This is a genomic window from Mesorhizobium sp. M6A.T.Ce.TU.002.03.1.1, from assembly GCF_003997275.1.
GTDB lineage: Bacteria > Pseudomonadota > Alphaproteobacteria > Rhizobiales > Rhizobiaceae > Mesorhizobium > Mesorhizobium mediterraneum.
In genome coordinates this window covers 15,523-38,907 of sequence record NZ_RZTI01000022.1, presented here as the reverse complement: position 1 = coordinate 38,907, position 23,385 = coordinate 15,523, and the positions used below count along the sequence as shown (strand labels likewise).

The following is a 23,385-nucleotide window of genomic DNA, read 5'->3' as shown; positions in this document are numbered from 1 at the left end:
GACAGTTTCTAGAGAACCTAAAAAGCGGCGGGCTTGCTTCGGATGGTTAAGGCCAGGAGCGCCTCCGAAAGTCGTTTCTTCGCCCGCTCGACCCCGTTCTCGTCGATTGCCTCAACATCGAGGAACAAGTCGAGGCCAGTCGCGTGCTCGCTGATGACCTGAGGGCGCTGGGCCAGTTCACCCAGGAGGCCCTCGACTTCGTAGGGGACAACCTCCCGGCTGATCCCCTTCATGGCAATCGGTGCTAACGGACGCGCCCGGACAAGGTCGCGAACGAGCGCGTAAGTCTCATAGCTGAGGCAGATGCCGCCGGGCTCGGCAATCGACTGCAGACGGGCCGCCAAGTTCGCTTCGGCTCCGATGATCGTGTAGTCCATCCGATCATCGGAACCGAAGTTCCCAACATTGCAATAGCCCGTGTTGATGCCCATGCGAGCTCGGAAGGGCCGTTCAACTCCGCGGTCACGCCACACCCTGTTCAACTGCTCCAGCCGACGCTGCATGTCGACAGCCATGCGCAAGCAGGCTCTCGCGTCTTCCTCGATGCCTTGCGTCTCCGGGTCTCCGAAGAACACAAGAAGCGCGTCGCCGATGAACTTGTCGACGGTGGCGCCGTGTTTGAGCGCGATCCTCGACATCTCGGTGAAGTACTCGTTGAGGAGAACCGTCAGGTCCTCGGGCTGGAGCCGTTCCACGATCGCGGTGAAATCCTTGACGTCGGAGAAAAAGATCGTGAGCTTCTTGCGCTCGGTCGCGATGGTGACGTCCTTCTGGCCGCTGAAGATGCTTTTGTAAATTTGAGGCGAGAGGTATTTGGCGATCTTCAATGAAATCGCGGCCAGGAAGTCGTTTGCCTCGGAAAGCTCCTTGTTGATGCCCTGAACCAAGGCGGACTGCCGACGCTGCAGGAGAATGAACGTCAGGCCCGCCGCCGCCGCGAAGCCGAAATATAGGAGCAGATACTTGAAGGCGAGGACGTTCGCAGCGATAGGCTGATTGACCGATATCTCCTGGATCCCTCGGACATCCCCTACCTTCCAGTCCGTCTTGGGGCTGTCCGGGTGTGAGTTATGGCAGGTCACGCAGACTTGTCCCATTACAACGGGGGCCGCGGCGCGGACGTGCCGGTCAAACAGCGAACCCGAGACTTCGATGATCGGCTCCCTCGGGTTGGCACGCAAAGCAAAGATTGCATTCCGCTCGAATAGATCGAGCTGGTGGGGGTCGCGACCTTTAAAAGGTAGATCGGAGACGAACCGATATTTGACGGACCCGTCGTGAGCGCTGATGCGCTTGCCGAGTTCGATCGAGAGGGTTGCTGGAATAGGGATCGCACCTGGCACGTCCCGGTAGTTGTGCGTCGCGGTCACGGCGTCGTCTGCTTGCAGCACGCGTCCCACGACGTCGCTGCCGTAAAATCCGCGCATTTCGTCGATGATCCGGCTGATTTCGCTGGCTTGCGTGCGCAGCATCCGTTCCGATAGGTCTCGGAGGTCGAGCCAGGCTGCGACGGGCAGGCCTATAAGGCCGATGACCACTGCCGCCACCAGGAGCGGTCCCATGGTGCGCTGCTGACGCGCAATCTGTTCACCCAGTCCAGCCATTGTGCCAGCGCCCGGCAGTCACTAGTATCTGAACTATATCTCATTCCCGGCACGGTACCTAGCGTCAGTCTTGGCTCGATGAAAACACGCCAGCCCTGCAACGACGGACCGACCTTGGCGGTTGTGGCTAAGCCCCCACGTTCACAGCGGATTTCGCATACTGGCGCGCCCGGCCAACTGCGGACTGTTCTCACGCTTGGAGGAGGAATGCTCAAGTCCGATTGATGGCGCCCGAGCCGGTTGCCAACGAGGACCATTTGTCGGCGCCCGAGATCGAGACCTGCGTCGAACGCATCGAGGCACGGCTGAAGACCGAGATGCCCGAGGTCACGCGACTGTTCGTCCGCGGACCCTGAGCCCGCCGGCTCAAGGCCATAGAGGCCGCGTCGGGACAAGCGCCGGACTAGAGGCCTGCCGTTGCAAGGTTCGCCTGCCGCGCTGCCGCATCAACTCGAATGTCGGAGTCGATTTCGGAAAGCATGATGTGTAGATTCAAAGCATTACACCATACTATGTGTCCAAACGGGCGCACGTCGCTCAAGCATTGCCGAACGGATTTTGGGAGGAATGAAGATGAAAATCGACGGTGGGTGTCATTGCGGGGCCATCACCTACGAGGCGGAAGTCGATCCGGAAAAGACCAATATCTGCCACTGCATCGATTGCCAGCAACTGACTGGAACGGCGTTTCGGGTGACCGTGCCGGCGTCGGAGGATCATTACCGGATCACCAGGGGCACGCCGAAGATCTACATCAAGACCGGGTCGAGCGGCGCCAGGCGCGCCCAGGCTTTTTGCGGCGAGTGCGGTTCGCATCTCTATGCCACGTCGGTCGGTGACGGACCGAAAGTCTACGGCATCAGGGTAGGCACGGCGCGTCAGCGCGATGAACTGGTGCCGAGACGGCAGTTGTGGCATCGCTCGGCGCTACACTGGCTGCCGGACTTCGAAGGCACAACGATCGTCGAGGAGCAGTAGCTCTCAGTCGTCGCCTTCGACGACCCTAAGTCTCAGCTGACCGGTCTTGGAGTCGGCGACGCGCGCACCCGCTTCGACCTTCGCGCCGTGTGTGGTCTCGGCCGATCCGGCGTCGCCCTCCGTCGGCTGCGCGCCGAACTCCAGCGCCTCGATCTTCTGGCCGCGCTTGGTCACCTTCGACGTCGAGACGAGGATGTCGTCGATATCCTTGGCCGACTGGCCGAAATGGCTCTGCAGCTTGCGCACCCGCTCGTCGAGGCGCGAGACATCCTCCATCAGCCGGATCACCTCGCCCTGAATCAGATGCGCCTGCTCGCGCATGCGGGCGTCCTTGAGGATCGCCTGGATGACCTGGATCGACAACATCAGCAGCGACGGCGAGACGATGACGATGCGGGCGCGGTGCGCCTTGTGGACAATCCCCTCGAAATTCTCGTGGATCTCGGCAAACACCGATTCCGACGGCACGAACATGAAAGCGGTGTCCTGCGTCTCGCCCTGGATCAGGTATTTTTCTGATATATCGCGGACATGCACCTCGATATCGCGCCGAAACGCTTGTGCGGCGGCCTTCTGCAAATCGACGCCTTCGGCGGCACGGATGGCGTTCCAGGCTTCCAGCGGAAACTTGGCGTCTATGGCAAGCGCCGGCGCGCCGTTCGGCATCTTCACCAGGCAGTCGGGCCGGCTGCCGTTCGACAAGGTCGCCTGGAATTCGTAGGCGCCGTGCGGCAGGCCGTCGGCGACGATCGCCTCCATGCGCGACTGGCCGAAGGCGCCGCGCGTCTGCTTGTTGGAGAGGATCGCCTGAAGCTGAACGACCTGGCCGGCCAGCGACTGGATGTTGCCCTGCGCGATATCGATGACCGCCAGCCGTTCCTGCAGCTTGGCGAGGCTCTCATGCGTCGATTTCGTCTGCTCGGTCATGGTCTGGCCGAGGCGGCCGGTCATCGCGTCGAGGCGTTGGCCGATCGACTGTGTGAGTTCGGCCTGCCGCGCCCCGAACACTTCGGCGATGGCGCCCATGCGGCCCTGCATCTCGGCCTGGCTTTGCAGGATGCCGGCCATCCGCGCCTCGGCGTCGCGGGCGTGGTCGGCGGCTTCCGCAGCCGCCACTGCACGCGCCTTGGCCGACCGCCACAGCGCGACGACCAGCGCCACGAACAGGCCCAGAAACAGGATCGCGCCGAATGCCAATGCGTGGCCGAGCGTGATCGTGGTGGCGCCGAGCCGGGCGATTGGTTCGGACAGGATTGATGTCAGGTCGTTCATATGGACAGCATAGATGATTCTCCCTGACGGCACAGATCAAAACGTGAACGGCGCTTCAATTGCCCCGGTTGACGCTTTCCGTGCGACGTCTTAGGTGAGACGCCATGTCGATCAAGCCTCTCATCATTCTTCCCGATCCCGTCCTGCGCCAGGTTTCGAAACCGATCGAGCGCGTCGACGGCGCCTTGCGCAAGCTCGCCGACGACATGCTGGAGACCATGTACGATGCGCCGGGCATCGGCCTGGCGGCGATCCAGGTCGGCGAACCGTTGCGCATGCTGGTGATCGACCTCGCCAAGGAAGACGAGACGCCGGCGCCGCATGTCTTCATCAACCCCGAGGTTCTCGACAGCGCCGATCAGCGCTCGGTCTACGAGGAGGGTTGCCTGTCGATCCCGGATTACTATGCCGAGGTCGAGCGCCCCGCCGCCGTGCGTGTGAAATATCTCGATCGCGACGGCAAGCTGCAGGAGATCGAGGCCGAAGGGCTGATGGCGACCTGCCTGCAGCATGAGATAGATCATCTCAACGGCGTTCTGTTCATCGACCACATCTCGAAGCTGAAGCGCGACATGGTGGTCAAGAAGTTCAAGAAGCTCGCCAGGGACAAACCATCAGGCAGCAAGGCGCCGGGCAAGTTGGTGGGATAGGGCTCAAAAATGCCCCTGCGCGTCGTTTTCATGGGTACGCCCGAATTCTCGGTGCCGACGCTGCGGGCGATCGCGGAGGCCGGGCATGAGATAGAAGCCGTCTACACCCAGCCGCCGCGCGCCGCAGGTCGCCGCGGGCTGGAACTGACGCCATCGCCGGTGCAGCGCGAGGCGGAGCGGCTGGGCGTCGAGGTGCGGACGCCGGTGTCGCTGAAGAGCGAGGCCGAGCAGCAGGCGTTCCGCGCCTTGCGGGCCGACGTCGCCGTGGTCGTCGCCTATGGATTGCTGTTGCCCAAACCCATCCTCGAGGCGCCGCGGCTCGGTTGCCTCAATGGCCACGCGTCGCTGTTGCCGCGCTGGCGCGGCGCCGCACCCATCCAGCGCGCCGTCATGGCCGGCGATGCCGAGACAGGCATGATGGTGATGCGGATGGAGGAAGGTCTGGACACCGGTCCGGTGGCGATGATTGAAAAATGCGCCATCGGCCCCGATATGACGGCCGGCGACCTGCACGATCGGTTGATGCTCATTGGTGCCGCGCTGATGGCGGAAGCGCTGGCACGGCTGGAACGGGATGCCCTGACATTTACCACGCAGGCGACGGTGGGGGTGACCTACGCCAAAAAGATCGATAAAGCGGAGACGCGCGTGGACTGGACGCGGCCTGCTGGCGAAGTCCACGATCATATTCGCGGCCTGTCGCCCTTTCCCGGCGCATGGTGCGAGACCGAAATCGGCGGCCGCCTGGAACGGCTGAAACTGCTTCGCTCGACGCTTTCGCAAGGCGCCGGCGAGTCGGGAGGAATTCTCGATGACCGCCTGACGGTCGCCTGCGGGTCAGGCGCCATCAGGCTGGTCGAAGTTCAACGTGCGGGCGGAAGGCCCATTGCCGCGCAAGAGTTTCTGCGTGGGGCCAAGCTCGAAAAAGGAACGAAATTCTCATGAGCATGATGTCGATACGCGCGGCGACGCCGCGGGACCGCGAGGCGATCCGCCTCGTCGAGGAACACGCATTCGGCCAGCAGGCGGAGGCCGGACTGGTCGACGCGCTGGTCACCGGCGGCGATGCCGTCGTCGAGCTGGTGGCGGACGAAGATGGGCAGGTGGTCGGCCACATCCTGTTTTCCAGGCTTTTCGTGCAAAATGGCGGCAAGAGCTTCCCGGCGGTGGCGCTGGCGCCTTTGGCCGTCGAGCCGTCATTCCATGGCACCGGCATCGGCGGCGCGCTGGTCCGCGAGGCGCATATCCGCCTCAAGGACGCCGGCGAGGTGCTGGCGGTGGTGCTTGGCGATCCCGCCTATTATGGCCGCTTCGGCTACAGCCACGCACGCGCCGAAAAATTCGAGAGCGAATATCAGGGCGACGCGCTGCAGGCGCTGGCCTGGGGCGAGGCGCCTGAGACCGGCAAGCTGGTCTACGCTTCGGCCTTCGGCTCCGCGCTCGCCGCCTAACCTCATCCTGCTTTAGGAATGCCGCGTTTTCGCCTGGACATCGAATATGACGGCAGCCTCTATGCCGGCTGGCAGCGCCAGGCAGACCAGCCTTCGGTGCAGCAGGCGATCGAGCAGGCGATCGAGAAATTCTGCGGCGAGCAGGTCTCGCTGCGCGGCGCAGGCCGCACCGATGCCGGCGTCCATGCGACCGGCCAGGTGGCGCATGTCGATCTCGTCAAGGCGTGGCCTGATGACAAGGTGCGCGATGCGGTCAATGCCCATCTGCAAGCGGCCAAGGCGCGCATCGCCGTCCTCAAGGCGGCTGTCGTGCCTGATAGCTTCGACGCGCGTTTCTCGGCAATCGGCCGCCACTATCTCTACCGCATCGTCAACCGGCGCGCGCCGGCAGCGCTCGACAAGGGCAAGATCTGGTGGGTGCCGACGCGGCTCGACGCCGAGGCCATGCACGAGGCGGCAAAAGTGCTGCTGGGGCGGCATGATTTCACTACGTTCCGCTCGACCCAATGCCAGGCCGACAGCCCGATCCGGACGCTTGATCGGCTGGATGTCAGTCGGCTGGGTGACGTGATCGAAGTGCGAGCCTCGGCGCGCTCGTTCCTGCACAATCAGGTGCGCTCGATGGTCGGTTCGCTGAAGCGCGTCGGCGAAGGCGGCTGGACAATTGCCGACCTGAAGGCGGCGCTCGATGCGCGCGACCGTGCAGCCTGCGGCCAAGTTGCGCCGCCCGACGGACTTTTTCTCGTCGGTGTGGATTATCCGAAAGTCGATTAAGCGGGCGCACCGATGCCGAGCAGCGCCTGCAGGCCGAACAGAACGACCAGCGACGCCACGAACATGCCGGCGAAGACGGCGGTGCCGACAGCTGCGCCCCTGCCGATGGCGATGTTTGTCATCCGCCAGGTCAGGACCATCGACAGCGCAAACAAAAGCAGCGACGCCAGTACGGCGAACTCGTTGGTGGAAGGCAGGAAAAGCCTGATCAACGCCGACGGCAGCATCATCCAGGCGATGATCGCCGACGCCCAGTTGCTGGCGACGACATAGTGGACGAAGCGCCCGCCAATGCCGGCACGCGGCGCGATAAAGGCAAGGCCGACAAGCGGCAGTACCCAGGCGCCAATGTCGACCGTCGCCAGACGGATCAGCATGCTGAAGCGCCCCGCGAATGCATCCGGATCGCCGATCTCGTTGGCAAGGCCGACCCAACCGACGATCAGCGCCGGTGCCGCGACGATGATGGCGAAGAAGGAATTCCAGAAACCGTCGGCCGAAAGGTCGAGCAGGCGCAGCCCGTCGGCCTTGCCGAGCATCAGTCGCCAGGCGCCGGTCAGGGAAGCATAGGTTTCGTCCGACGAAAGCATGGTTACGATATGCCTCGCTCGAACCAGTCTTCGATGAAGCGCTGATAAATTTGCGTCAGCGTCTCGAGGTCGGCAAGCGCGACGCGTTCATCGACCATGTGCATGGTCTTGCCGACCAGCCCGAACTCGACCACCGGACAATAGTCCTTGATGAAGCGGGCGTCTGAGGTGCCGCCGGAGGTGGAAAGCGCCGGCTTCCTGCCGATCACCGCCTTGACCGAGCCGCTGAGCGTCTCGATCAGCCGGTCGTCGCGAGTGAGGAAGACGTGGCTCGGCCGATCGCGCCAGAGGAGCTCGTAATCGACCGGCGTCGTCTTGCCGGTCCGGTATTTCTTGCGCTTCGCCGCCTTGTCGAGACGGTTGTGGATTTCCGCCTGGATGGTCTCGGCGGTCCATGTGTCGTTGAAGCGGATGTTGAAGGTGGCGGTCGCCTTCGCCGGAATGACATTGGTGGCCGGATTGCCGACGTCGATCGAGGTCACCTCCAGATTGGTCGGCTGGAAATCCTTTGTGCCCTCGTCGAAGACGGGGTGCAGCAAGGCGTCGACCAGCGTCATCAGGCCGCGCACCGGGTTGTCGGCAAGCTGCGGATAGGCGGCGTGGCCCTGCCGGCCGTTGACGATGATGCTGCCGGACAGCGAACCGCGCCGGCCGATCTTGATCATGTCGCCCAGCGCATCTGGATTGGTCGGTTCGCCGACGATAGACGCATCCCACTTCTCGCCCTTGGCGGCTGCCCATTCGAGCAGCTTTGTCGTGCCGTTGATGGCCGGCCCTTCTTCATCGCCGGTGATCAGCAGCGAGACCGAGCCTTTCAAGCCGCCCTTCGACTCGATATGGCGCGCCACCGCGGCGATGAAACAGGCAATGCCGCCCTTCATGTCGACGGCGCCGCGGCCGAACATCTCGCCCTTGGCAATCTCGGCGGCGAAAGGCGGATGAGTCCATGAAGCTTCGTCGCCGACCGGCACCACGTCGGTATGCCCAGCGAACATCAGATGCGGACCGTTGCCGGAGCGCCGCGCATAGAGATTTTCGATATCGGGCGTGCCGCCTTCCGAAAACACCGGGCGCTCGACGGAAAAGCCGAGCGGCTTCAGCATTGTTTCGAGCGTGCTCAGTGCTCCGCCTTCAGCGGGCGTCACCGAGGCACAGCGGATAAGGGCGGCTAGATTTCTGGCGGGATCGGAAGGCAACGTCATGGGCAAAAGCGATAGTCGAAAGCGTAAGGCCTGTCACGGCCAGACATAAGGGCCAGCCATCCCGCCGACATTATGGTTTTCATGTCGTATAGTCGCAGGCCAAGGCAGCATCATCGGATGGCCAACGAGGACAAAAGGATCGTCATTGCCGGCGCCGGCAGCATCGGCTGCTATGCCGGCGGCTGTCTCGCGCTCGCCGGGCGACGGGTGATTCTGCTGGCGCGGCCGCGCATCGAAGAGGCCTTGCGGAAGGACGGGTTGCGGGCCACCGAGCTGGCGCGGCGCATGCTTGCGATCGATCCCGAGGCACGCTCGTCGATGTGGGACGATCTGCAGCGCGGCCGGCCGACCGAGATCGACGAGCTGCAAGGTGCGATCCTGCGCCTGGCTGACAGAGAGGGCACGCCGGCGCCGCTGATAAAGCGTGTCACGGCACTGGTTCGCAAGGCAGAGCAGGAAAATCATGGATCGCCCGGCCTGACACCGGAAGCGATCAGTGCCGGCCTTCGATCAGCGTGATCTTTTGCCAGATCTTCCGCGACAGGTTGGAGGCGAGAGTCTCGATGTCGTTGACGCCATCGACGACGACATTGTCGTTGACCGACTGGGCGAACAGCGCGGCGATTTTGCCGGTGATCGACAGCATTTCGGAGCAATAGTCGAGATAGCGGGCGAGATCGGCACGGTCGGTTATGCGTGCCGGTGAATGCGATGCCGGCTTGAAATCGGCTGAAAGCACTGCCGGATCCTTGGTCAGCTGATGCATGTCGATGACGTGGATCAGCGATCGCAAGCCGTGAAGCTTGCGAAACACCTGCTTGCGCTTGATACGCTCCTCGGTTCGGATCAAGGCCAGGAAGCCCAGCGCCGTCAGGATGATCACGTTGATCGAGGATTCTATGCCCTGCACCGACTGGATGGCATCGTGGTTTGCCGAGACACGGCCGAGCGGCAGGATGGTGCCGACGAACAGGAACATCAGCGCGCCAGCGGCAATGGCGGCGATGATGACGCCGCGCAGCCACCAGATCGGCGCTTCCAGCGCCTTCGCCGCCTTGGCCAGATCACGCGACAGCGACACAAGTTCAATGGCGACGCCACGCAAGCCTGCATCGGGAAAACGGTCGGCGACGCGTTTTTCCAGTTGCTCGGCGGTTTCGATGATCAGTTTCGAATCAAGCGTGCGGTAGCGCATGGCGAGAGACCCGATCGAAGTTCAGGATTCGGCCGGTGCATTGGTATGTTTGCCGTAGCGGTTGGGTCCGGGATCACTTTTGAAAAAGGCCAGAATGATAAGGAGAATGGCGCCGATGACGAGAGAGATCAATGCGTAGTAGGTAGGCTTGCCGAAATCATGGAACCGCTTCGCCGTTAGCGCAAAGGTCGACCATGTCGAGACGACCACAGCGATCCACCAGGCGAGCGCCCAGTACTGGCTTGCGGCAGTGCCGAGCGGCGTTCGCGAGAACTGGTAGAGCAGAAAAAGCTGAACGAGGAGCGGCAAAAGACCGGCCAGAACGTAGGCGCTGGGGTTCACTCGCCCGGAAAGGCTGAAGAAAAGCCAGAAAAATCGAGGTCTGTCGAGCAATCGGGTGCGTCCGTTTTTTTGCGAAGGATCAATCGCGAAGCAGTTCATTGATCGAGGTTTTGGACCGGGTCCTGGCATCGACCCGCTTGACGATGACGGCGCAGTAGAGGCTCGGAGCGGGCTCACCGCTGGGCAACGGCTTGCCGGGCAGCGAGCCGGCGACGACAACGGAATTGGCCGGCACTTCGCCGTAGAAGACCTCACCGGTGGCGCGGTCGACGATCTTGGTCGACTGGCCGATGAAGACGCCCATGCCGAGCACCGAGCCCTCGCGCACGATGCAGCCTTCGACCACTTCGGAGCGTGCGCCGATAAAGCAATTGTCCTCGATGATGGTGGGACCGGCCTGCATCGGCTCCAGCACGCCGCCGATGCCGACGCCGCCCGACAGATGCACGTTCTTGCCGATCTGGGCGCAGGAGCCGACCGAGGCCCAGGTGTCGACCATGGTGCCGCTGTCGACATAGGCGCCGACATTGACGAAGGACGGCATCAGCACGGCACCTGGCGCGACATAGGCGGAGCGCCGCACGATCGATGACGGCACGGCGCGAAAACCTGCCTTCTCGAAATCGATGGCGCTCCAGCCGTCGAATTTCGACGGCACCTTGTCCCACCACACGGCCTGGCCGGGGCCGCCCTTGATGATCTCCATCGGGTTGAGCCGGAAGGACAGCAGCACCGCTTTCTTCAGCCACTGGTTGACATGCCATTTGCCGTCGGCCTGGCGCTCGGCAACGCGGGCGACACCCCGGTCGAGCAGGTCGAGCGCCGACTGGATGGCGTCGCGCGTCGCGCCACGGGTTGCCGTCGAAATCGTGTCGCGTTCCTCGAAGGCTTCTTCGATGATCTTTTCGAGACTCGCCAGATCGGGCTTCGACATGAATTCGCTCCATTACCAAGCTGTTAAGGGGCCGCGCCTTAACCTGTTTTGAAAGTCGCCGGACCCTATGTGAAGGCTTGGTGAGGGTCAATCGCGGCTGCGCCACGGGACGGCGCAAGTGAATAATTGGACGGTAGGTAACATGACTCCTATGGAAAAGGCGGGGTGGACGCCGCTGCCGCATTCGGACGAGGATCTGGAGCGTTCGAAAAGCGTGCCGGATACGCCGCAGACGCGCGCCGAAACCTACCGGTTGGCCTGGAACGATCCCGACTTCATGACACGGCGCGAACTGCGCGCGGTCAGGCTACAGCTCGAACTGTTGAAGCCGGAGATGATCCTGGCCGAGCGCGGCATCCGCTCGACCGTCATCCTATTCGGTGGCGCGCGCATCCCCGAGCCGGGCGGAGAAGCCTGGGCGGCCAAGAACGAGACGCAGAAGAAGAACCTTGAGAAAAACAGCAAATATTATGAGGAAGCGCGAAAATTCGCCCGCCTCTGCTCGCAGCAGTCGGCCACCTCGTATTATCGCGAATTCGTCGTGGTGACCGGCGGCGGACCCGGCGTCATGGAAGCCGGCAACCGCGGCGCCGACGATGTCGGCGCACCGTCGATCGGCCTCAACATCGTGTTGCCGCACGAGCAGGCGCCGAATGCCTATGTGACGCCGGAGCTCTGTTTCAACTTCCACTATTTCGCGGTCCGCAAGATGCATTTCGTCATGCGCGCCAAGGCTGTCGCGGTGTTTCCGGGCGGCTTCGGCACGATGGACGAATTCTTCGAGACGCTGACCCTGATCCAGACCGGCCGCATGGAGCGCGTGCCGGTGATCCTGTTCGGCAAGGCTTTCTGGAAAAGGGCGATCGACCTCGATTTCCTCGCCGAGCAAGGCACGATCACCCCCGGCGACCAGGACATCATCGATTTCGTCGACACCGCCGACGAGGCCTGGGGGATTATCAGCCGTTTCTACAAGCTCTGAGACCCCGCTGCGCACCCACGGGTCAAGCCCGAGGGCATGCTTTTGGGCGACATGCACTAGAGCAATTCCAGGAAAAGTGCGGAGCGGTTTTCCGTTCGGAATTGCGTAAAAACAAATAATTAGAGCGGTTCGGCGTTTCCGTGAAACGATGAAGTGCTCTAGGCTGGGACTTCGACGATCGCAGTAAGGAATTCGGCAAGATCGTCGGTGACGAAATCCACGTCGTCCTCGTTGGCCGGGTCACGTTCCCAGATTTCCGAGAAGGTCGGCTCGAAGTTGCGCGGCACGACCAGCACCGTGGTCATGCCCAGCGATTTCGGCACGGACAGGTTGCGGGCCAAGTCCTCGAACATCACCGCATTGTGGCCGGTGACGGCGTGGAGTTCCGCAAACTTCTCGTAGGTCCGGCGCGCCGGCTTGGGGTTCAGTCCGGCGGCGACGATATCGAAGATGTCGTCGAAATGGTCGAGGATGCCGAGTTGGCGCGCGGTGCGTTCGGCATGCCTGCGGTCGCCATTGGTGAAGATGAACTTGCGGCCGGGAAGCTGGCGGATGGCGGCGCCGAGAACGGGATCGGGAACCAGCCAGGAATAGTCGATGTCGTGGACCTTCTCGAGAAAGTCGTCGGGATCGATGCCGTGGCGCGCCATCAGGCCGTTCAGCGTCGTGCCGTATTCCCTATAGAGTTCCTTCTGCAGCTTGCGGGCATCGTCGCGCGGCAGCGTCAGCAGCTCTCCGACATAGGCGGTCATCTTCACGTCGATCTGCGAGAACAGGTTCGAATGGTGCGGATAGAGCGTGTTGTCGAGGTCGAACACCCAGTCGGTGACATGGGCAAAGCGGGCGGGATCCGGGAGTGTGGTCATGCAATCCTTATGGCACGAAACATTGCTTTTGGCAGAGGCTTTATCCACAACTTATGCGGGTTGCGGGTGGCGAAAATGACGCCATGATTCAAATTTTAGGCATCGCAGAAAGATGGCATTCAGGGCTTGCTGGCACACAGACGGTCGAGGGGGAGCCAGCGATGAGCCGCATATTTCTGAAGTCTGCCGCCGTCGCTTTCGCCTCCCTCGCGGTCTCGCTTTTGCTGACGCTGATCGTCGTCCCGGCAATGGGCTTTCCGTTCAACCGCACGATGTGGCTGACGTGCACGGTCTGCCCGCTCGCGCTTGCCTGGATTGCTAGCGCTTATACATTCTGGCAGGGCGAGAGGCTGAAAGGCGCCCATCGCGATCTCGCCCGCGCTCATGCCCAACTCGCCGCCGCGCATCGGCGCCTGTCGGAAAAGGCGAGCCGCGACGACATGACCGGCATGCTCAACCGCGAGAGCTTCTTTGCGGCGCTCGACGCCTCCCGGCGGAAATCCGATCGCGGTGCGTTGCTGATCATCGATGCCGACCACTTCAAGATCATCAACGACAGCTACGGCCATCTGACCGGCGACGACGCGCTGCTCCTCATTGCAAGCGCGATCGAGCGCGGCGTGCGCAGCGGAGACGTGATCGGCCGCATCGGCGGCGAGGAATTCGGCGCGTTCCTGATCGGCGCCACCGAGCAGGAAGCCAAACGCGTCGCCGAGCGCATTCGCCGTGAAGTCGAGCTGATCCGCTTCCGTCCCGTTGATGAGCGGATCATACCCCTCACCGTCAGCATCGGTGGCGTCACCTGCGGCGAGGGCGCCGCCGTATCGGATCTGATGCGTGCCGCCGACCGGCGCCTTTACCAGGCCAAGCACCGCGGCCGCAATCTGACCATCCTGGACACGGACATTTCCGAGGCGGCTTGAGCGGTTTTCAATCAGCCTGGCCGTTTACACGGCTTAAGCAAGTGTGCGGCTAGGTTTGGCACGGAATTGGCTTCTCTTGGCGAGCATGTGCCGTTCTGGGAACGCCATGCGTGGATAAAGGCCCCATCGAGACGTGTCATGAGTTTCTTCACAAAGAAAATGTCGCGCCGCACGATCATGCAGGCGCTGATCGCATTGCCGGCCCTGTCGCTGTTCCGCAAGCTGCCCGATGCCGATCCGGACGCAATCGTCGAGGTCAATGGTTGGATCCTAAAAAGGAGCGACCTGGCGTGATCTTCGACAGCTACGAGGCATTTCGCGCGGTGAATTTCACCGCCAAGGTCTGCATTCTCGGCTCGGGGCCAGCCGGCACCACGATCGCCAGGAAGCTTGGCGTGGCCGGCATTCCGGTTGTGGTGCTGGAGGCCGGCTCCCGTGAGTTCAGCGATGATTCGCAGGATTTCTACCGCGGCGCCACGGTCGGCGATCCCTATTTCGATCTCGACATCACCCGGCTACGCTTCATGGGCGGCAGCTCCAATCACTGGGCCGGCTGGTGCCGCGTGCTCGACAGCCAAGATTTCGAGCCCAAGGCCTGGGCGCCGGATACCGGCTGGCCTATCAGCCGTGCCGACATCGAGCCCTACCTGCCTGAAGTCCACGATATCCTCGAACTTCCCGATTTCCGGCCGGATGTGCCGATCTCGGACGACATTCGCTGGGTGCAACTGATCAAAAGCCCGGCCGTGCGCTTCGGCGAGAAATTCGCCGACGACCTCGACAAGAGCAGGAACGTCGCCGTGGTGCTCAACACCTATGCCACCGAGCTTGCCGGCGATGGCAAACGAGTGACCGGCGCCAAATTGTGGTCGAACGGCCAGGACGCCGGTTCCTTCACCGCCGACTATTTCATCGTTTGTACCGGCGGCTTGGAAAACTCGCGGCTGCTTCTGTGGTCGAACCAGCGCTCGAATGGCGGCGTGGTGCCGAAGGCGACGGCACTCGGCAGCTACTGGATGGAGCATCCGACCTTCGAGGGCGGCAATGCCATCCTCGCCGACTATAGCGCGTTCGAGGTCGACGCCACCAACGAGGCCTTCTTCTCGCCGACGCTTGCCGCCATGGAGCGCCTTGAGATCATGAATTTCGGGATCAGGCTGATCGAGACGCCGTACCCCGGGGTCAAACGCGTCATCGCCGACCTCGCCTGCACGGCGCCCGAGATGGCCGAATGGGTGTCCTATCAGCTCAGCCAGGACCTGCGCTGCGCCGCCCAGCTCTATGTCACCTGGGAACAGGCGCCGCTGGCCTCGAACCGGATTCAGTTGTCGAAAGCCGATGTCGACCATGCTGGCGTGCCGCGCATCGAGCTGCACTGGAAAAAGTCGGAGCTGGAGCGCCGCACGCTTCTCGAGGGCTTGAGGCTGTTCGGGACGACGCTCGTCCAGAAGGATCTCGGCCGGGTGCGCATCGCCGACTGGCTCACCAATGGCGGGGACTATCCGACGAATGAGGAGCTGGCCGGCCACCACCATATGGGCGGCACCCGTATGGGCACGGATGTGATCAAGAGCGTGGTCGACGCCAACTCAAAGGTGCATGGCATGGACAATCTCTATGTCGGCGGCTCTTCGGTGTTCTGCACGTCCGGCGAATGCAACCCGACGACGACGATCGTCGCATTGGCCTGCCGGCTGGGCGATCACCTCAGCAAGGTTATCGGCGTATAGAAGGCCGGCTCAGCCGGCCGGCCGAGGGATCGCCATCGCAGTCCACCGCCAACAACGCCCGCGCCGGTCGGCTACGAGCGTCCGAGCCTGCCCAGCGTTTAAAGTTTCGCCGGGTCGAGCGCCGGTTTGCCCTTGTGGCGTCCGACAATCGCTGCCATCCCGGCGACATTCTGGAATCCATCGCGCAAAACGTCGAAGGATGGCAGCACGAAATAGGCGCGCTGGAACTTGTCGATCTCGTAGCTGGTGCGCATCACCGTTTCCAGATCGAAGGGGACATGGTGCGCGTCCTTGCTTTCAATCGCGAATTGAAGTTCCGCAAAGGACGACATCAGCCCGGCGCCGAAAGCCTTTAGCGGTTGGCCGGCTTCCTGTATCAGCCCGTATTCGACGGTGTACCAGTAAAGGCGGCTGATCATCTCGTCGCCGCCAAGCGCGATCAGGTCCTCCGCCTTCTCCCCATACATCTGCATGAAATCGGCAAAGACCGGCTGCGTCAGTGCCGGCACGTGGCCGAAGAAGTCGTGGAACATGTCCGGCTCGACGATGTAGTCGAGCTCTTGTTTCGTCCGCAGCCAGTTGGTCACCGGGAAGCGCCGGTGGGCGAGGTGGACGAAGAAGGCGGGGGCGGGAATGAGGCCCGGCACGGCGACGATTTCCCAACCGGTAAGCTTGCGCAGTTTTTCGCTGACCACACCGAAATCCGGAATCTTGTCTAGCAGGCCCAGCGTGGCGACGCCGTCGAGATAAGACCGGTGTGCCAGCTTTTTGGTCAACTTCGTCTGGCGGTCGCACAGTGTGCGCCACACCGCCTGCTCGTCGGCGGTGTAGTTGTAGCTCTGCTCGACGGTGAAATCGGAACGGCAGACCGAATAGTCGCCGCGAAGGCCTTGCGCCGCGCATTCGCGGGCGTAGTCGGCAACGTTGATCGTCATGGCTGTTCTCCCTGGAAATCACGACTAACATCATAAAAATCTAGCCGGATCCGGTGAGGCAAATCCGCTTTGATGATGGCTCGAATACGCGATTTGAGGTAAAAGCCACCACAGCAAAGCTGTAGGAGAGTGAAAGTGCCTCAGTTTGACGATTTTGAGATCAAGATGCTCGATATCTTGCAACGTGACGGACGCAAGCCTGTGTCCGAACTGGCCCAGGAGATCGGCCTGTCGACGACGCCATGCGCGCGCCGCTTCGAGGCTCTTCAGAGCGCCGGCATCATCAAGGGCTTTGCTGCTGTGCTCAGCCGCCGCGCCGTCGGCCTGCTGGTCGAGGTGTTCATTCAGGTGCGCCTCGTAACCCACAGCGACGGTTCGCCCGAAACCTTTATCGCTGCCGTGCAGCGCATGGACGAGGTGTCGTCGTGCTGGACGATGACCGGCGACTACGATTTCCTGCTGCATGTGATGGTGCCGTCGGTCGACGAGCTCAATGCCTTCGTCATGCACCGGCTGATGCGGCTCGACGGCGTGCGCGACGTCCACACGCAGCTTGTGCTGCAGAACATCAAGGGGCCGGGCCACGTGCCGCTCGGGCACCTCAGGCGATGAGCCTGTATCTCGGCAAATGCATTTCTGCGGAAAAGCTGCACGGAAACTGCTGAACCGGGCCAGCTGCAGGCCCAGATCGACGACCAGGATGACCGGACCGCCATTGCAAAAGGTCCTTCATGAAAATCGTCCTGATCAATCCGCCGCATACCGCCATCGGCAGCCGCGTGCCCGACGACCATTTGCCGCCGCTCGGCCTGCTCGCATTGGGCGGCCCGCTGATCGACGCTGGCCATGAGGTGCGGCTCGTCGATGCCGAGTTCGGGCCGATGCCGCTTGCCGCAGCCGTGCAAGACGCCTTGAGCGATCATCCCGATTGCATTCTGATCGGCCATTCCGGTTCGACATCGGCGCATCCGACAGCACTGGAGATCGCACGAATGGTCAAGCACATCGATCCGGCGACGATGGTGATCTATGGCGGCGTGTTCCCCACCTATCACTGGCGCGACATACTTGCCGAAACGGACGTCTTCGACTTCATCGTGCGCGGCGAAGGCGAGGCGACCATCGTCGCGTTGGTTGAGGCGCTGGAAAAGCGCCGGCCGCTGTCTGACGTGGCGGGCATCGCCTTTCGCGACGATTTGCGCCGTCCCTTTGCCACCAAGCCGGCAAGCACGATCGCCGACCTCGATGAATACCGCATCGGCTGGGACCTGATCGATATCAGTCGTTACAGTTATTGGGGCGGCAAGCGCGCGGTGGTCATGCAGTTTTCCCGAGGCTGCCCGCATCTGTGCAACTATTGCGGCCAACGCGGTTTCTGGACGCGATGGCGGCATCGCGACCCGGTGAAGTTCGCGCAAGAGATCGCCTGGCTGCACCGCGAGCATGGCGTCGAGCTGATCAACCTTGCCGACGAGAATCCGACCTCGTCCAAAAAAGCCTGGCGCGCCTTTCTCGATGCGATGATCGCCGAGAACGTGCCGGTCCTGATCGTCGGCTCAACCCGCGCAGATGACATTGTTCGTGATGCCGACAGCCTGCATCTCTACCGCAAGGCAGGCGTCATCCGTTGGCTGCTGGGCATGGAAAACACCGATGAGAAGACGCTTGCGTTGATCCGCAAGGGAGGCAGCACCTCGTCCGACCGCGAGGCGATCCGGTTGCTGCGCCTCAATGGCATACTGTCGATGGCGACCTGGGTCGCCGGTTTCGAGGATGAGCGCTTTCGCGATCTCTGGCGCGGCTTCCGCCAGCTCATCGCCTATGATCCGGACCAGATCCAGGCGCTCTATGTCACCCCGCACCGCTGGACGCCGTTCTTCAGGATGGCCAGGGACCGCAAGGTGATCCAGCTGGACGCCCGCCTGTGGGACTACAAGCATCAAGTGCTGCAGATGACCCGACTGAAGCCTTGGATGCTGTTCTTCAGCGTCAAGCTGATCGAACTGGCGGTGCAGTCGCGGCCGAAGGCATTGGCGCGCATCCTGTTCCACAAGGACCCGGAACAGCGCCATTCGATGCGCTGGTACACGCAGATGGGCCGCCGCGTCTGGTTCCGCGAGGTCTGGGGCTTTCTCGCCCGCGACCGCCGCCTGAAGGACGGTCCGACACTGGCCGAATTCTGGGGCGCGCCGCAGGACGAGGAAGAGGAATCGATGGTGTTCGGGCACCCGGCGCGCAAGCTGACACCGCCCGGGAGCGCGATTTCGCCGAGCGCCTGATCAGCTCTGGGCAATCTCCTAAAAACATACGCAACGTATGCGTATTGACATACGGGGCGTATGTACCCACTTCGGGGAGACGGGGGTATGTCACAACCGCCCGGAAACCGGAGCGCAGCGATCCAAAACCCTGCAGCCTTGCGAGCGGCTCTCGCCCTTCTCGGCGAAGCCACATCGCGATCGTCGGGAGGTCTGGCCTGCCTTGTCTAGATGGAGTGAAACAATGACCAAACGCGATGCGATCTTCCCTGCCGGTCGGCAGGCCCTCTACGAGATCAACCGCTATTCGGCGGCGATCCGCTCGGGCGACTTTCTGTTCGTCTCAGGCCAAGTCGGCAGCCGCGAGGACGGGTCGCCCGAGCCGGTCTTTGCAAAGCAGGTCCAGCTTGCCTTCGACAATCTCGCGGCAGTGTTGAAGGCCGCCGGCTGCACCTTCGACGACATCGTTGACGTCACCACATTCCACACCGACCCGGCCACACAGTGGGAGGCGATCAACGCCGTCCGGCTGAAGGCGATCGGAGAACCGCCCTACCCGAACTGGACCGCGGTGGGCGTGAACTGGCTGGCTGGCTTCGATTTTGAAATAAAAGTCATCGCGCGCCTTCCTCAGCCCAGCTAATCGACTGGCGGCGCGACCAAGGCCGCCGCTTATGGCACGATCAGCGTGCCGGCGCCGTGCTCGGTGAACAGCTCGAGCAGCACCGAATGCGGCGTCTTGCCGTTGAGGATGACGACGCCTTCGACGCCGCGCTCGATCGCCTCGATGCAGGTCTCGACCTTGGGGATCATGCCGCCCGACACCGTGCCGTCCTTGATCAAGGCCTTTGCCTCGGTCACGGTCAGCTCGTCGATCAGCTTCTTGTTCTTGTCGAGCACGCCGGGCACGTCGGTGAGGAACAAAAGGCGTGTCGCCTGGCAGGCGCCGGCAATCGCGCCGGCAAAGGTGTCGGCATTGATGTTGTAGGTGTGGCCGTCGCGGCCCGGTGCCACCGGCGCCAGCACCGGGATCATTTCGGACCGCGCCAGAAGGTCGAGCAGCGTGCGGTCGACCTCGACCGGCTCGCCGACGAAGCCGAGATCGAGCACGCGCTCGATGTTGGAGTCCGGGTCGATCATGGTCTTGCGCGCCTTTTCGGCGAAAACCATGTTGCCGTCCTTGCCGCACAGGCCGATCGCCCACTCGCCCTCGGCATTGATCAGCGCGACGATCTCCTTGTTGATCGAGCCGGCCAGCACCATCTCGACGATCTCGACCGTCTTCTGGTCGGTGACACGCAATCCGCCCTCGAACTTCGATTCGATGCCCATCTTGCTCAGCATGGCGCCGATCTGCGGCCCGCCGCCATGGACGACGATCGGATTGACTCCGGATTGCTTGAGCAGCGCGATGTCGCGGGCGAAGGCCTTGCCGAGCGCAATATCGCCCATGGCATGGCCGCCATATTTCACCACAACCGTCTTGTTCTCGTAGCGCTGCATGTAAGGCAGCGCCCTCGAAAGCAGCGCGGCCTGCATTTCGGCGGTGGCGGCGACGTCCGTCATCGGCATTGTTCCCAGCTTGAAATGATCGGCGGCGTCTTAGCGGGAATTGCGGCGGGCCGCAAACGGCTTTGCTGTCACATCAGGTGAAATCGGCCCGCTTCTATGCTGGCATTCGCAGCGGCGCCCGCCGCGCCTGCCATCCCGAAATCTTTTCCATTTGCGCGGCGAGGGACAGAAGCGTCTCTTCGTCGCCGGGCCGGCCGGCGGCCTGGATGCCGACCGGCAGGCCGGCATCGGTGACATGGACAGGCAGCGTGATCGACGGCTGACCGCTGACGTTCTGGATCGCCGGCCAGTGGGTGAACCACAGGCTCTTGTCCATCAACTGCCCAAACAGCGGCTTGAATATCAGCAGCCGGGCGAGGCGCAGCCTGTCGAGCACGTCCTCTATGAACGCATCTGCGCCTTTCGGGTCCATGGCGCCGCAGGCGAGCGGCGGATGGGCAATAACAGGCATCAGCAGGGCATCATATTGCGCGGTCTCGGTGATCAGGCGGCGCGATACGGCATGCAGCCGCTGCAGGCCGGCATAGATCTCGCCGGCCGAGACGATCTCGCCGAAGCGGCTCATCAGACGCGTGGCGCGCTCGACGTCGCCTGAGACGGAGCGTCCGACACGCAACGCTTCAGCGCGCATCGTACCGGCCACCGCCGCGGCGACAATCTTGCAGAAATCGGCCATGAAATCACGATCGATATAGGGCAGGTCGATCTCCTCGATCGTATGGCCGCCTTCGCGCGCCAACGCCACGGCCGTGTCCAGCGCGGTCAGCGTCTCGGCCGATATCGGCAGGCCGAGCGGCGATTTCCGATAGACGGCCAGCTTGAGCTTGCCGGGATCGCGCGCCGCCGCGGCGGCGAAAGCGCCTTTCGGCGGCGGCGCCGCATAGGGCGACAGCGGATCAGGGCCATGGGTCAGGTCGAGCAGCAAGGCCGAATCCCGGACCGAGCGGGCAAGCGCGTGATCGACGACCAGGCCGTACCAGCTCTCGGTGACGAGCGGCGACAGCGGCACGCGGCCGCGCGAGGTTTTCAGCCCAACCAGCCCGGTGCAGGCGGCGGGAACGCGGATCGAGCCGCCGCCGTCCGAAGCATGCGCCACCGGCACGACGCCGGCCGCGACAAGCGCTGCCGCCCCTCCAGACGAGCCGCCGCTGGTATGTGCCGTGTTCCACGGATTGCGGGTGATGCCAAAAGCGGTGGATTCGGTCATCAGCCTCAGCCCATGTTCGGGCGAGGTGCTGGTGGCGATCGGAACAAGGCCGGCGGCCAGATGGCGTTCGGTCATCACCGAGTCGAAATCGGCAACGAAAGCCGGAATGCGGCTGCCGCCATGCGTCGGCACGCCTTTCATGGCGATGCCGAGATCCTTCAGCGCAAAAGGCACGCCGGCCAGCGGCAGCTTGCGGTCGATGGTTTTCGCCCGCGTCCGCGCCGCCTCGTAAAGCGGCTCGGCGATGGCGTTGATGTCCGGGCGGGTGGCCTCGGCCCGCGCAATCGCCGCATCGACGAGCTCCTGCGGTGTGATCTCGCCCTTGCGCACCAGGCTGGCAAGCCCGGTTGCGTCGTGCTCCCACAAGACCTGTTCAACCGACATTGCCGCTCTCCCCGCTATGAGAAGGCTAGCGGTTGCGGATTTTCTTGGCAATCGAAGTCCACGACGCTCCCGGTGCACAAGAACGCTTCCGCCGTTGCAAATACATTGCAATTGCCTAATTTGGCAGCCGATGACGCCGCAGGACATCAGCAACCTGATCGTTCGGACTTCGATGAAGGACCGGGCTGCGTTCGATCTGCTCTACCGGCAGACCAGCGCGAAACTTTTCGGCGTCTGCCTTCGTGTATTGAAGGACCGGGGAGAGGCAGAAGAGGCGCTGCAGGAGGTCTTCGTCAAAATATGGACGAAGGCGGATCGTTTCGCCGTCTCGGATCTAAGCCCGATTTCCTGGCTGGTGGCCATTGCGCGCAATCATGCGATCGATCGTATCAGGGCGCGGCGAGAGCCTGCCGCCTATATCGATGCTACGCTCGAGGTGGCCGATCCGGCGCCGGGACCAGAGGCAGCGGCTGTTGCGGGCGGTGAATCCGAGCGCATCTATCGTTGTCTCGACGAATTGGAAAAGGACCGGGCGGCGGCCGTCCGGGGCGCCTATCTGGACGGCGAAAGCTATGCCGAACTGGCGGCACGCCACGACGTGCCGCTGAACACGATGCGGACCTGGCTGCGGCGCAGCCTGTTGAAGCTCAGAGAGTGTCTGGAAAGATGACGCTGGAAGAGGATAACGGACCGGAACCTGGGGGCGACGACCTGTTCGCCGCCGAATATGTTCTTGGCGTGCTGGCCGCGGACGAGCGCGAGATTGCGTCACGCCGCATCGACGCGGACGCCGCTTTCGCGCGCCTTGTCGATGCATGGGAGGCGCATCTTTCGCCTATCGCAGGCGCCTATCCGGAGACAGAGCCTCCGATCAGGGTCAAGGAGGCGATAGATCGCCAGCTGTTCGTAGCAGAGCCTCGCGCCGGCCTCTGGTCGAGCCTTGCCTTCTGGCGCGGTCTTGCCGCAGCTTCCGTCGTGGCGCTGGCGATCACCATCGCCATGCCTTACCTCAACCCGCCGGTCGAACAGCCGCGGCTTGTCGCCTCGCTGGCCGCTGACGGCAGCGACGTCAGATATCTTGCCGTCTATGACGCCGCCCATCGCGAGGTCGGCCTGTCGCATGTCTCGGGCGAGCGTGCCGCCGGCAAGGATTTCGAGCTGTGGATGATCGAGGGCAAGAATGCGCCGGTCTCGATGGGGGTCATCCCGGCCGGTCAGACCGCGCATATGACCATCTCGCCGGCCGTTCAGGAAAAGCTTGCGCAGGGCGCCGTGCTTGCGGTTAGCCTCGAGCCGACCGGCGGTTCGCCGACCGGTCAGCCGACCGGCCCCGTGGTCGCTGCGGGCGATTTGAAGAGCATCTGATCGCTCTGTCTTTTCGCTCTTGCGAGAAGATTTTAAATCTATCTCCTATCGTGGAGGGGGATCGGGAGCATACAATCTAGCCGGGTCCCGGCTCTGAATCGCAATTATAAAAAATCAGAATTTTTTCTGAACGACGAAACTCACGCATTTATCTCCCGTATCTCCTTGCGC

General features: G+C 62.8%; 26 protein-coding genes and 1 pseudogene. 16 read left to right on the top strand and 11 right to left on the bottom strand.

Going from position 1 to position 23,385, the window contains the following annotated elements; all coding sequences use genetic code 11:
* Positions 1–17: 17 nt before the first annotated feature.
* Positions 18–1,604, bottom strand: coding sequence for an adenylate/guanylate cyclase domain-containing protein (locus EOC93_RS09855; RefSeq protein ID WP_126104065.1), 1,587 nt, complete (start codon positions 1,602–1,604; stop codon positions 18–20).
* Positions 1,605–1,852: 248 nt separating this feature from the next.
* Here EOC93_RS09855 and EOC93_RS09850 point away from each other — a divergent pair.
* Both EOC93_RS09850 and EOC93_RS09845 read left to right on the top strand, forming a co-directional pair.
* Positions 1,853–1,960, top strand: a pseudogene (locus EOC93_RS09850) (cation transporter); the annotation flags it as partial.
* 217 nt (positions 1,961–2,177) lie between these two features.
* Positions 2,178–2,582, top strand: coding sequence for a GFA family protein (locus EOC93_RS09845; protein ID WP_095485074.1), 405 nt, complete (start codon positions 2,178–2,180; stop codon positions 2,580–2,582).
* Between the two features lie 3 nt (positions 2,583–2,585).
* On the opposite strand, the gene EOC93_RS09840 is transcribed toward EOC93_RS09845, so the two are convergent.
* A complete protein-coding gene (locus tag EOC93_RS09840) occupies positions 2,586–3,854 on the bottom strand; it encodes a DNA recombination protein RmuC (RefSeq protein ID WP_127204501.1) in 1,269 nt (422 codons plus the stop codon).
* Between the two features lie 104 nt (positions 3,855–3,958).
* On the opposite strand from EOC93_RS09840, the gene def reads away from it, so the two are divergent.
* From def to truA, 4 genes are read left to right on the top strand one after another with little or no spacing between them, the layout of a single operon-like run.
* Entirely contained in the window at positions 3,959–4,504 is a 546-nt protein-coding gene (def, locus tag EOC93_RS09835; protein ID WP_077374507.1) for a peptide deformylase, read from the top strand.
* Between the two features lie 9 nt (positions 4,505–4,513).
* Positions 4,514–5,449, top strand: coding sequence for a methionyl-tRNA formyltransferase (gene fmt, locus EOC93_RS09830; protein WP_126104063.1), 936 nt, complete (start codon positions 4,514–4,516; stop codon positions 5,447–5,449).
* A complete protein-coding gene (locus EOC93_RS09825) occupies positions 5,446–5,955 on the top strand; it encodes an N-acetyltransferase (RefSeq protein ID WP_095484556.1) in 510 nt (169 codons plus the stop codon). Before fmt ends, EOC93_RS09825 begins: the two co-directional genes overlap by 4 nt.
* A gap of 18 nt (positions 5,956–5,973) precedes the next feature.
* Entirely contained in the window at positions 5,974–6,729 is a 756-nt protein-coding gene (gene truA, locus EOC93_RS09820) for a tRNA pseudouridine(38-40) synthase TruA (protein ID WP_127204500.1), read from the top strand.
* Here the strand turns inward: truA and EOC93_RS09815 are convergent.
* Together EOC93_RS09815 and dapE are read right to left on the bottom strand one after the other, a co-directional pair.
* Positions 6,726–7,319, bottom strand: coding sequence for a transporter (locus EOC93_RS09815; protein ID WP_126104061.1), 594 nt, complete (start codon positions 7,317–7,319; stop codon positions 6,726–6,728). The genes truA and EOC93_RS09815 overlap by 4 nt on opposite strands.
* A gap of 2 nt (positions 7,320–7,321) precedes the next feature.
* Positions 7,322–8,521, bottom strand: coding sequence for a succinyl-diaminopimelate desuccinylase (dapE, locus tag EOC93_RS09810; protein ID WP_127204499.1), 1,200 nt, complete (start codon positions 8,519–8,521; stop codon positions 7,322–7,324).
* A gap of 117 nt (positions 8,522–8,638) precedes the next feature.
* On the opposite strand from dapE, the gene EOC93_RS09805 reads away from it, so the two are divergent.
* On the top strand, positions 8,639–9,040 hold the full coding sequence (locus EOC93_RS09805; RefSeq protein WP_127204498.1) for a ketopantoate reductase C-terminal domain-containing protein: 402 nt from the start codon (positions 8,639–8,641) through the stop codon (positions 9,038–9,040).
* Here the strand turns inward: EOC93_RS09805 and EOC93_RS09800 are convergent.
* The 3 genes from EOC93_RS09800 to dapD are packed head-to-tail and all read right to left on the bottom strand — an operon-like array spanning position 9,015 to position 10,992.
* Complete coding sequence (locus tag EOC93_RS09800) at positions 9,015–9,716, bottom strand: hypothetical protein (RefSeq protein ID WP_095484552.1); 702 nt, start codon at positions 9,714–9,716, stop codon at positions 9,015–9,017. The genes EOC93_RS09805 and EOC93_RS09800 overlap by 26 nt on opposite strands.
* 21 nt (positions 9,717–9,737) lie before the next feature.
* The gene (locus EOC93_RS09795; protein ID WP_158302538.1) at positions 9,738–10,109 is read right to left on the bottom strand and encodes a DUF805 domain-containing protein; all 372 of its coding nucleotides are present in this window, start codon (positions 10,107–10,109) and stop codon (positions 9,738–9,740) included.
* A 28-nt stretch (positions 10,110–10,137) separates the two neighbouring features.
* On the bottom strand, positions 10,138–10,992 hold the full coding sequence (gene dapD / locus EOC93_RS09790; protein WP_095484550.1) for a 2,3,4,5-tetrahydropyridine-2,6-dicarboxylate N-succinyltransferase: 855 nt from the start codon (positions 10,990–10,992) through the stop codon (positions 10,138–10,140).
* A 142-nt stretch (positions 10,993–11,134) separates the two neighbouring features.
* Here dapD and EOC93_RS09785 point away from each other — a divergent pair, with 142 nt between their 5' ends.
* Positions 11,135–11,974: an LOG family protein gene (locus tag EOC93_RS09785; protein ID WP_095484549.1), complete on the top strand. Its 840-nt coding sequence runs from the start codon at positions 11,135–11,137 to the stop codon at positions 11,972–11,974.
* Positions 11,975–12,132: 158 nt separating this feature from the next.
* Here EOC93_RS09785 and EOC93_RS09780 read toward each other — a convergent pair whose 3' ends face one another.
* Complete coding sequence (locus EOC93_RS09780; protein WP_127204497.1) at positions 12,133–12,840, bottom strand: pyrimidine 5'-nucleotidase; 708 nt, start codon at positions 12,838–12,840, stop codon at positions 12,133–12,135.
* A 161-nt stretch (positions 12,841–13,001) separates the two neighbouring features.
* On the opposite strand from EOC93_RS09780, the gene EOC93_RS09775 reads away from it, so the two are divergent.
* The 3 genes from EOC93_RS09775 (at position 13,002) to EOC93_RS09765 (ending at position 15,493) form a co-directional block, all read left to right on the top strand.
* The gene (locus EOC93_RS09775; protein WP_095485073.1) at positions 13,002–13,763 is read left to right on the top strand and encodes a GGDEF domain-containing protein; all 762 of its coding nucleotides are present in this window, start codon (positions 13,002–13,004) and stop codon (positions 13,761–13,763) included.
* 138 nt (positions 13,764–13,901) lie between these two features.
* The gene (locus EOC93_RS09770) at positions 13,902–14,057 is read left to right on the top strand and encodes a hypothetical protein (protein WP_126104055.1); all 156 of its coding nucleotides are present in this window, start codon (positions 13,902–13,904) and stop codon (positions 14,055–14,057) included.
* Positions 14,054–15,493, top strand: coding sequence for a GMC family oxidoreductase (locus EOC93_RS09765; protein WP_127204496.1), 1,440 nt, complete (start codon positions 14,054–14,056; stop codon positions 15,491–15,493). The genes EOC93_RS09770 and EOC93_RS09765 overlap by 4 nt, the downstream gene beginning before the upstream one ends.
* 98 nt (positions 15,494–15,591) lie before the next feature.
* Here the strand turns inward: EOC93_RS09765 and phhA are convergent, their stop codons facing one another.
* Positions 15,592–16,428 carry a phenylalanine 4-monooxygenase gene (phhA, locus tag EOC93_RS09760; RefSeq protein WP_127204495.1) on the bottom strand — a complete coding sequence of 279 codons (837 nt, stop codon included), beginning with the start codon at positions 16,426–16,428 and terminating at the stop codon, positions 15,592–15,594.
* A 135-nt stretch (positions 16,429–16,563) separates the two neighbouring features.
* Between phhA and EOC93_RS09755 the strand changes: the two genes are divergently transcribed.
* The 3 genes from EOC93_RS09755 to EOC93_RS09745 all read left to right on the top strand — a co-directional run bounded on the left by EOC93_RS09755 (position 16,564) and on the right by EOC93_RS09745 (position 19,329).
* Positions 16,564–17,040 (top strand): Lrp/AsnC family transcriptional regulator, encoded by a 477-nt coding sequence (locus EOC93_RS09755; RefSeq protein WP_095485072.1) that lies wholly within the window; start codon positions 16,564–16,566, stop codon positions 17,038–17,040.
* Between the two features lie 119 nt (positions 17,041–17,159).
* Complete coding sequence (bchE, locus tag EOC93_RS09750; protein ID WP_127204494.1) at positions 17,160–18,707, top strand: magnesium-protoporphyrin IX monomethyl ester anaerobic oxidative cyclase; 1,548 nt, start codon at positions 17,160–17,162, stop codon at positions 18,705–18,707.
* 223 nt (positions 18,708–18,930) lie between these two features.
* A complete protein-coding gene (locus EOC93_RS09745; protein WP_126104051.1) occupies positions 18,931–19,329 on the top strand; it encodes a RidA family protein in 399 nt (132 codons plus the stop codon).
* Between the two features lie 29 nt (positions 19,330–19,358).
* Here the strand turns inward: EOC93_RS09745 and argB are convergent, their stop codons facing one another.
* Complete coding sequence (gene argB, locus EOC93_RS09740; protein ID WP_095485071.1) at positions 19,359–20,252, bottom strand: acetylglutamate kinase; 894 nt, start codon at positions 20,250–20,252, stop codon at positions 19,359–19,361.
* Between the two features lie 100 nt (positions 20,253–20,352).
* A complete protein-coding gene (locus tag EOC93_RS09735) occupies positions 20,353–21,849 on the bottom strand; it encodes an amidase (protein ID WP_127204493.1) in 1,497 nt (498 codons plus the stop codon).
* A gap of 130 nt (positions 21,850–21,979) precedes the next feature.
* On the opposite strand from EOC93_RS09735, the gene EOC93_RS09730 reads away from it, so the two are divergent.
* Together EOC93_RS09730 and EOC93_RS09725 are read left to right on the top strand one after the other, a co-directional pair.
* Positions 21,980–22,519, top strand: a complete 540-nt coding sequence (locus tag EOC93_RS09730) for a sigma-70 family RNA polymerase sigma factor (protein ID WP_126104048.1) — start codon at positions 21,980–21,982, stop codon at positions 22,517–22,519.
* Positions 22,516–23,214, top strand: coding sequence for an anti-sigma factor (locus EOC93_RS09725; protein ID WP_127204510.1), 699 nt, complete (start codon positions 22,516–22,518; stop codon positions 23,212–23,214). The genes EOC93_RS09730 and EOC93_RS09725 overlap by 4 nt, the downstream gene beginning before the upstream one ends.
* Positions 23,215–23,385 lie beyond the last annotated feature (171 nt).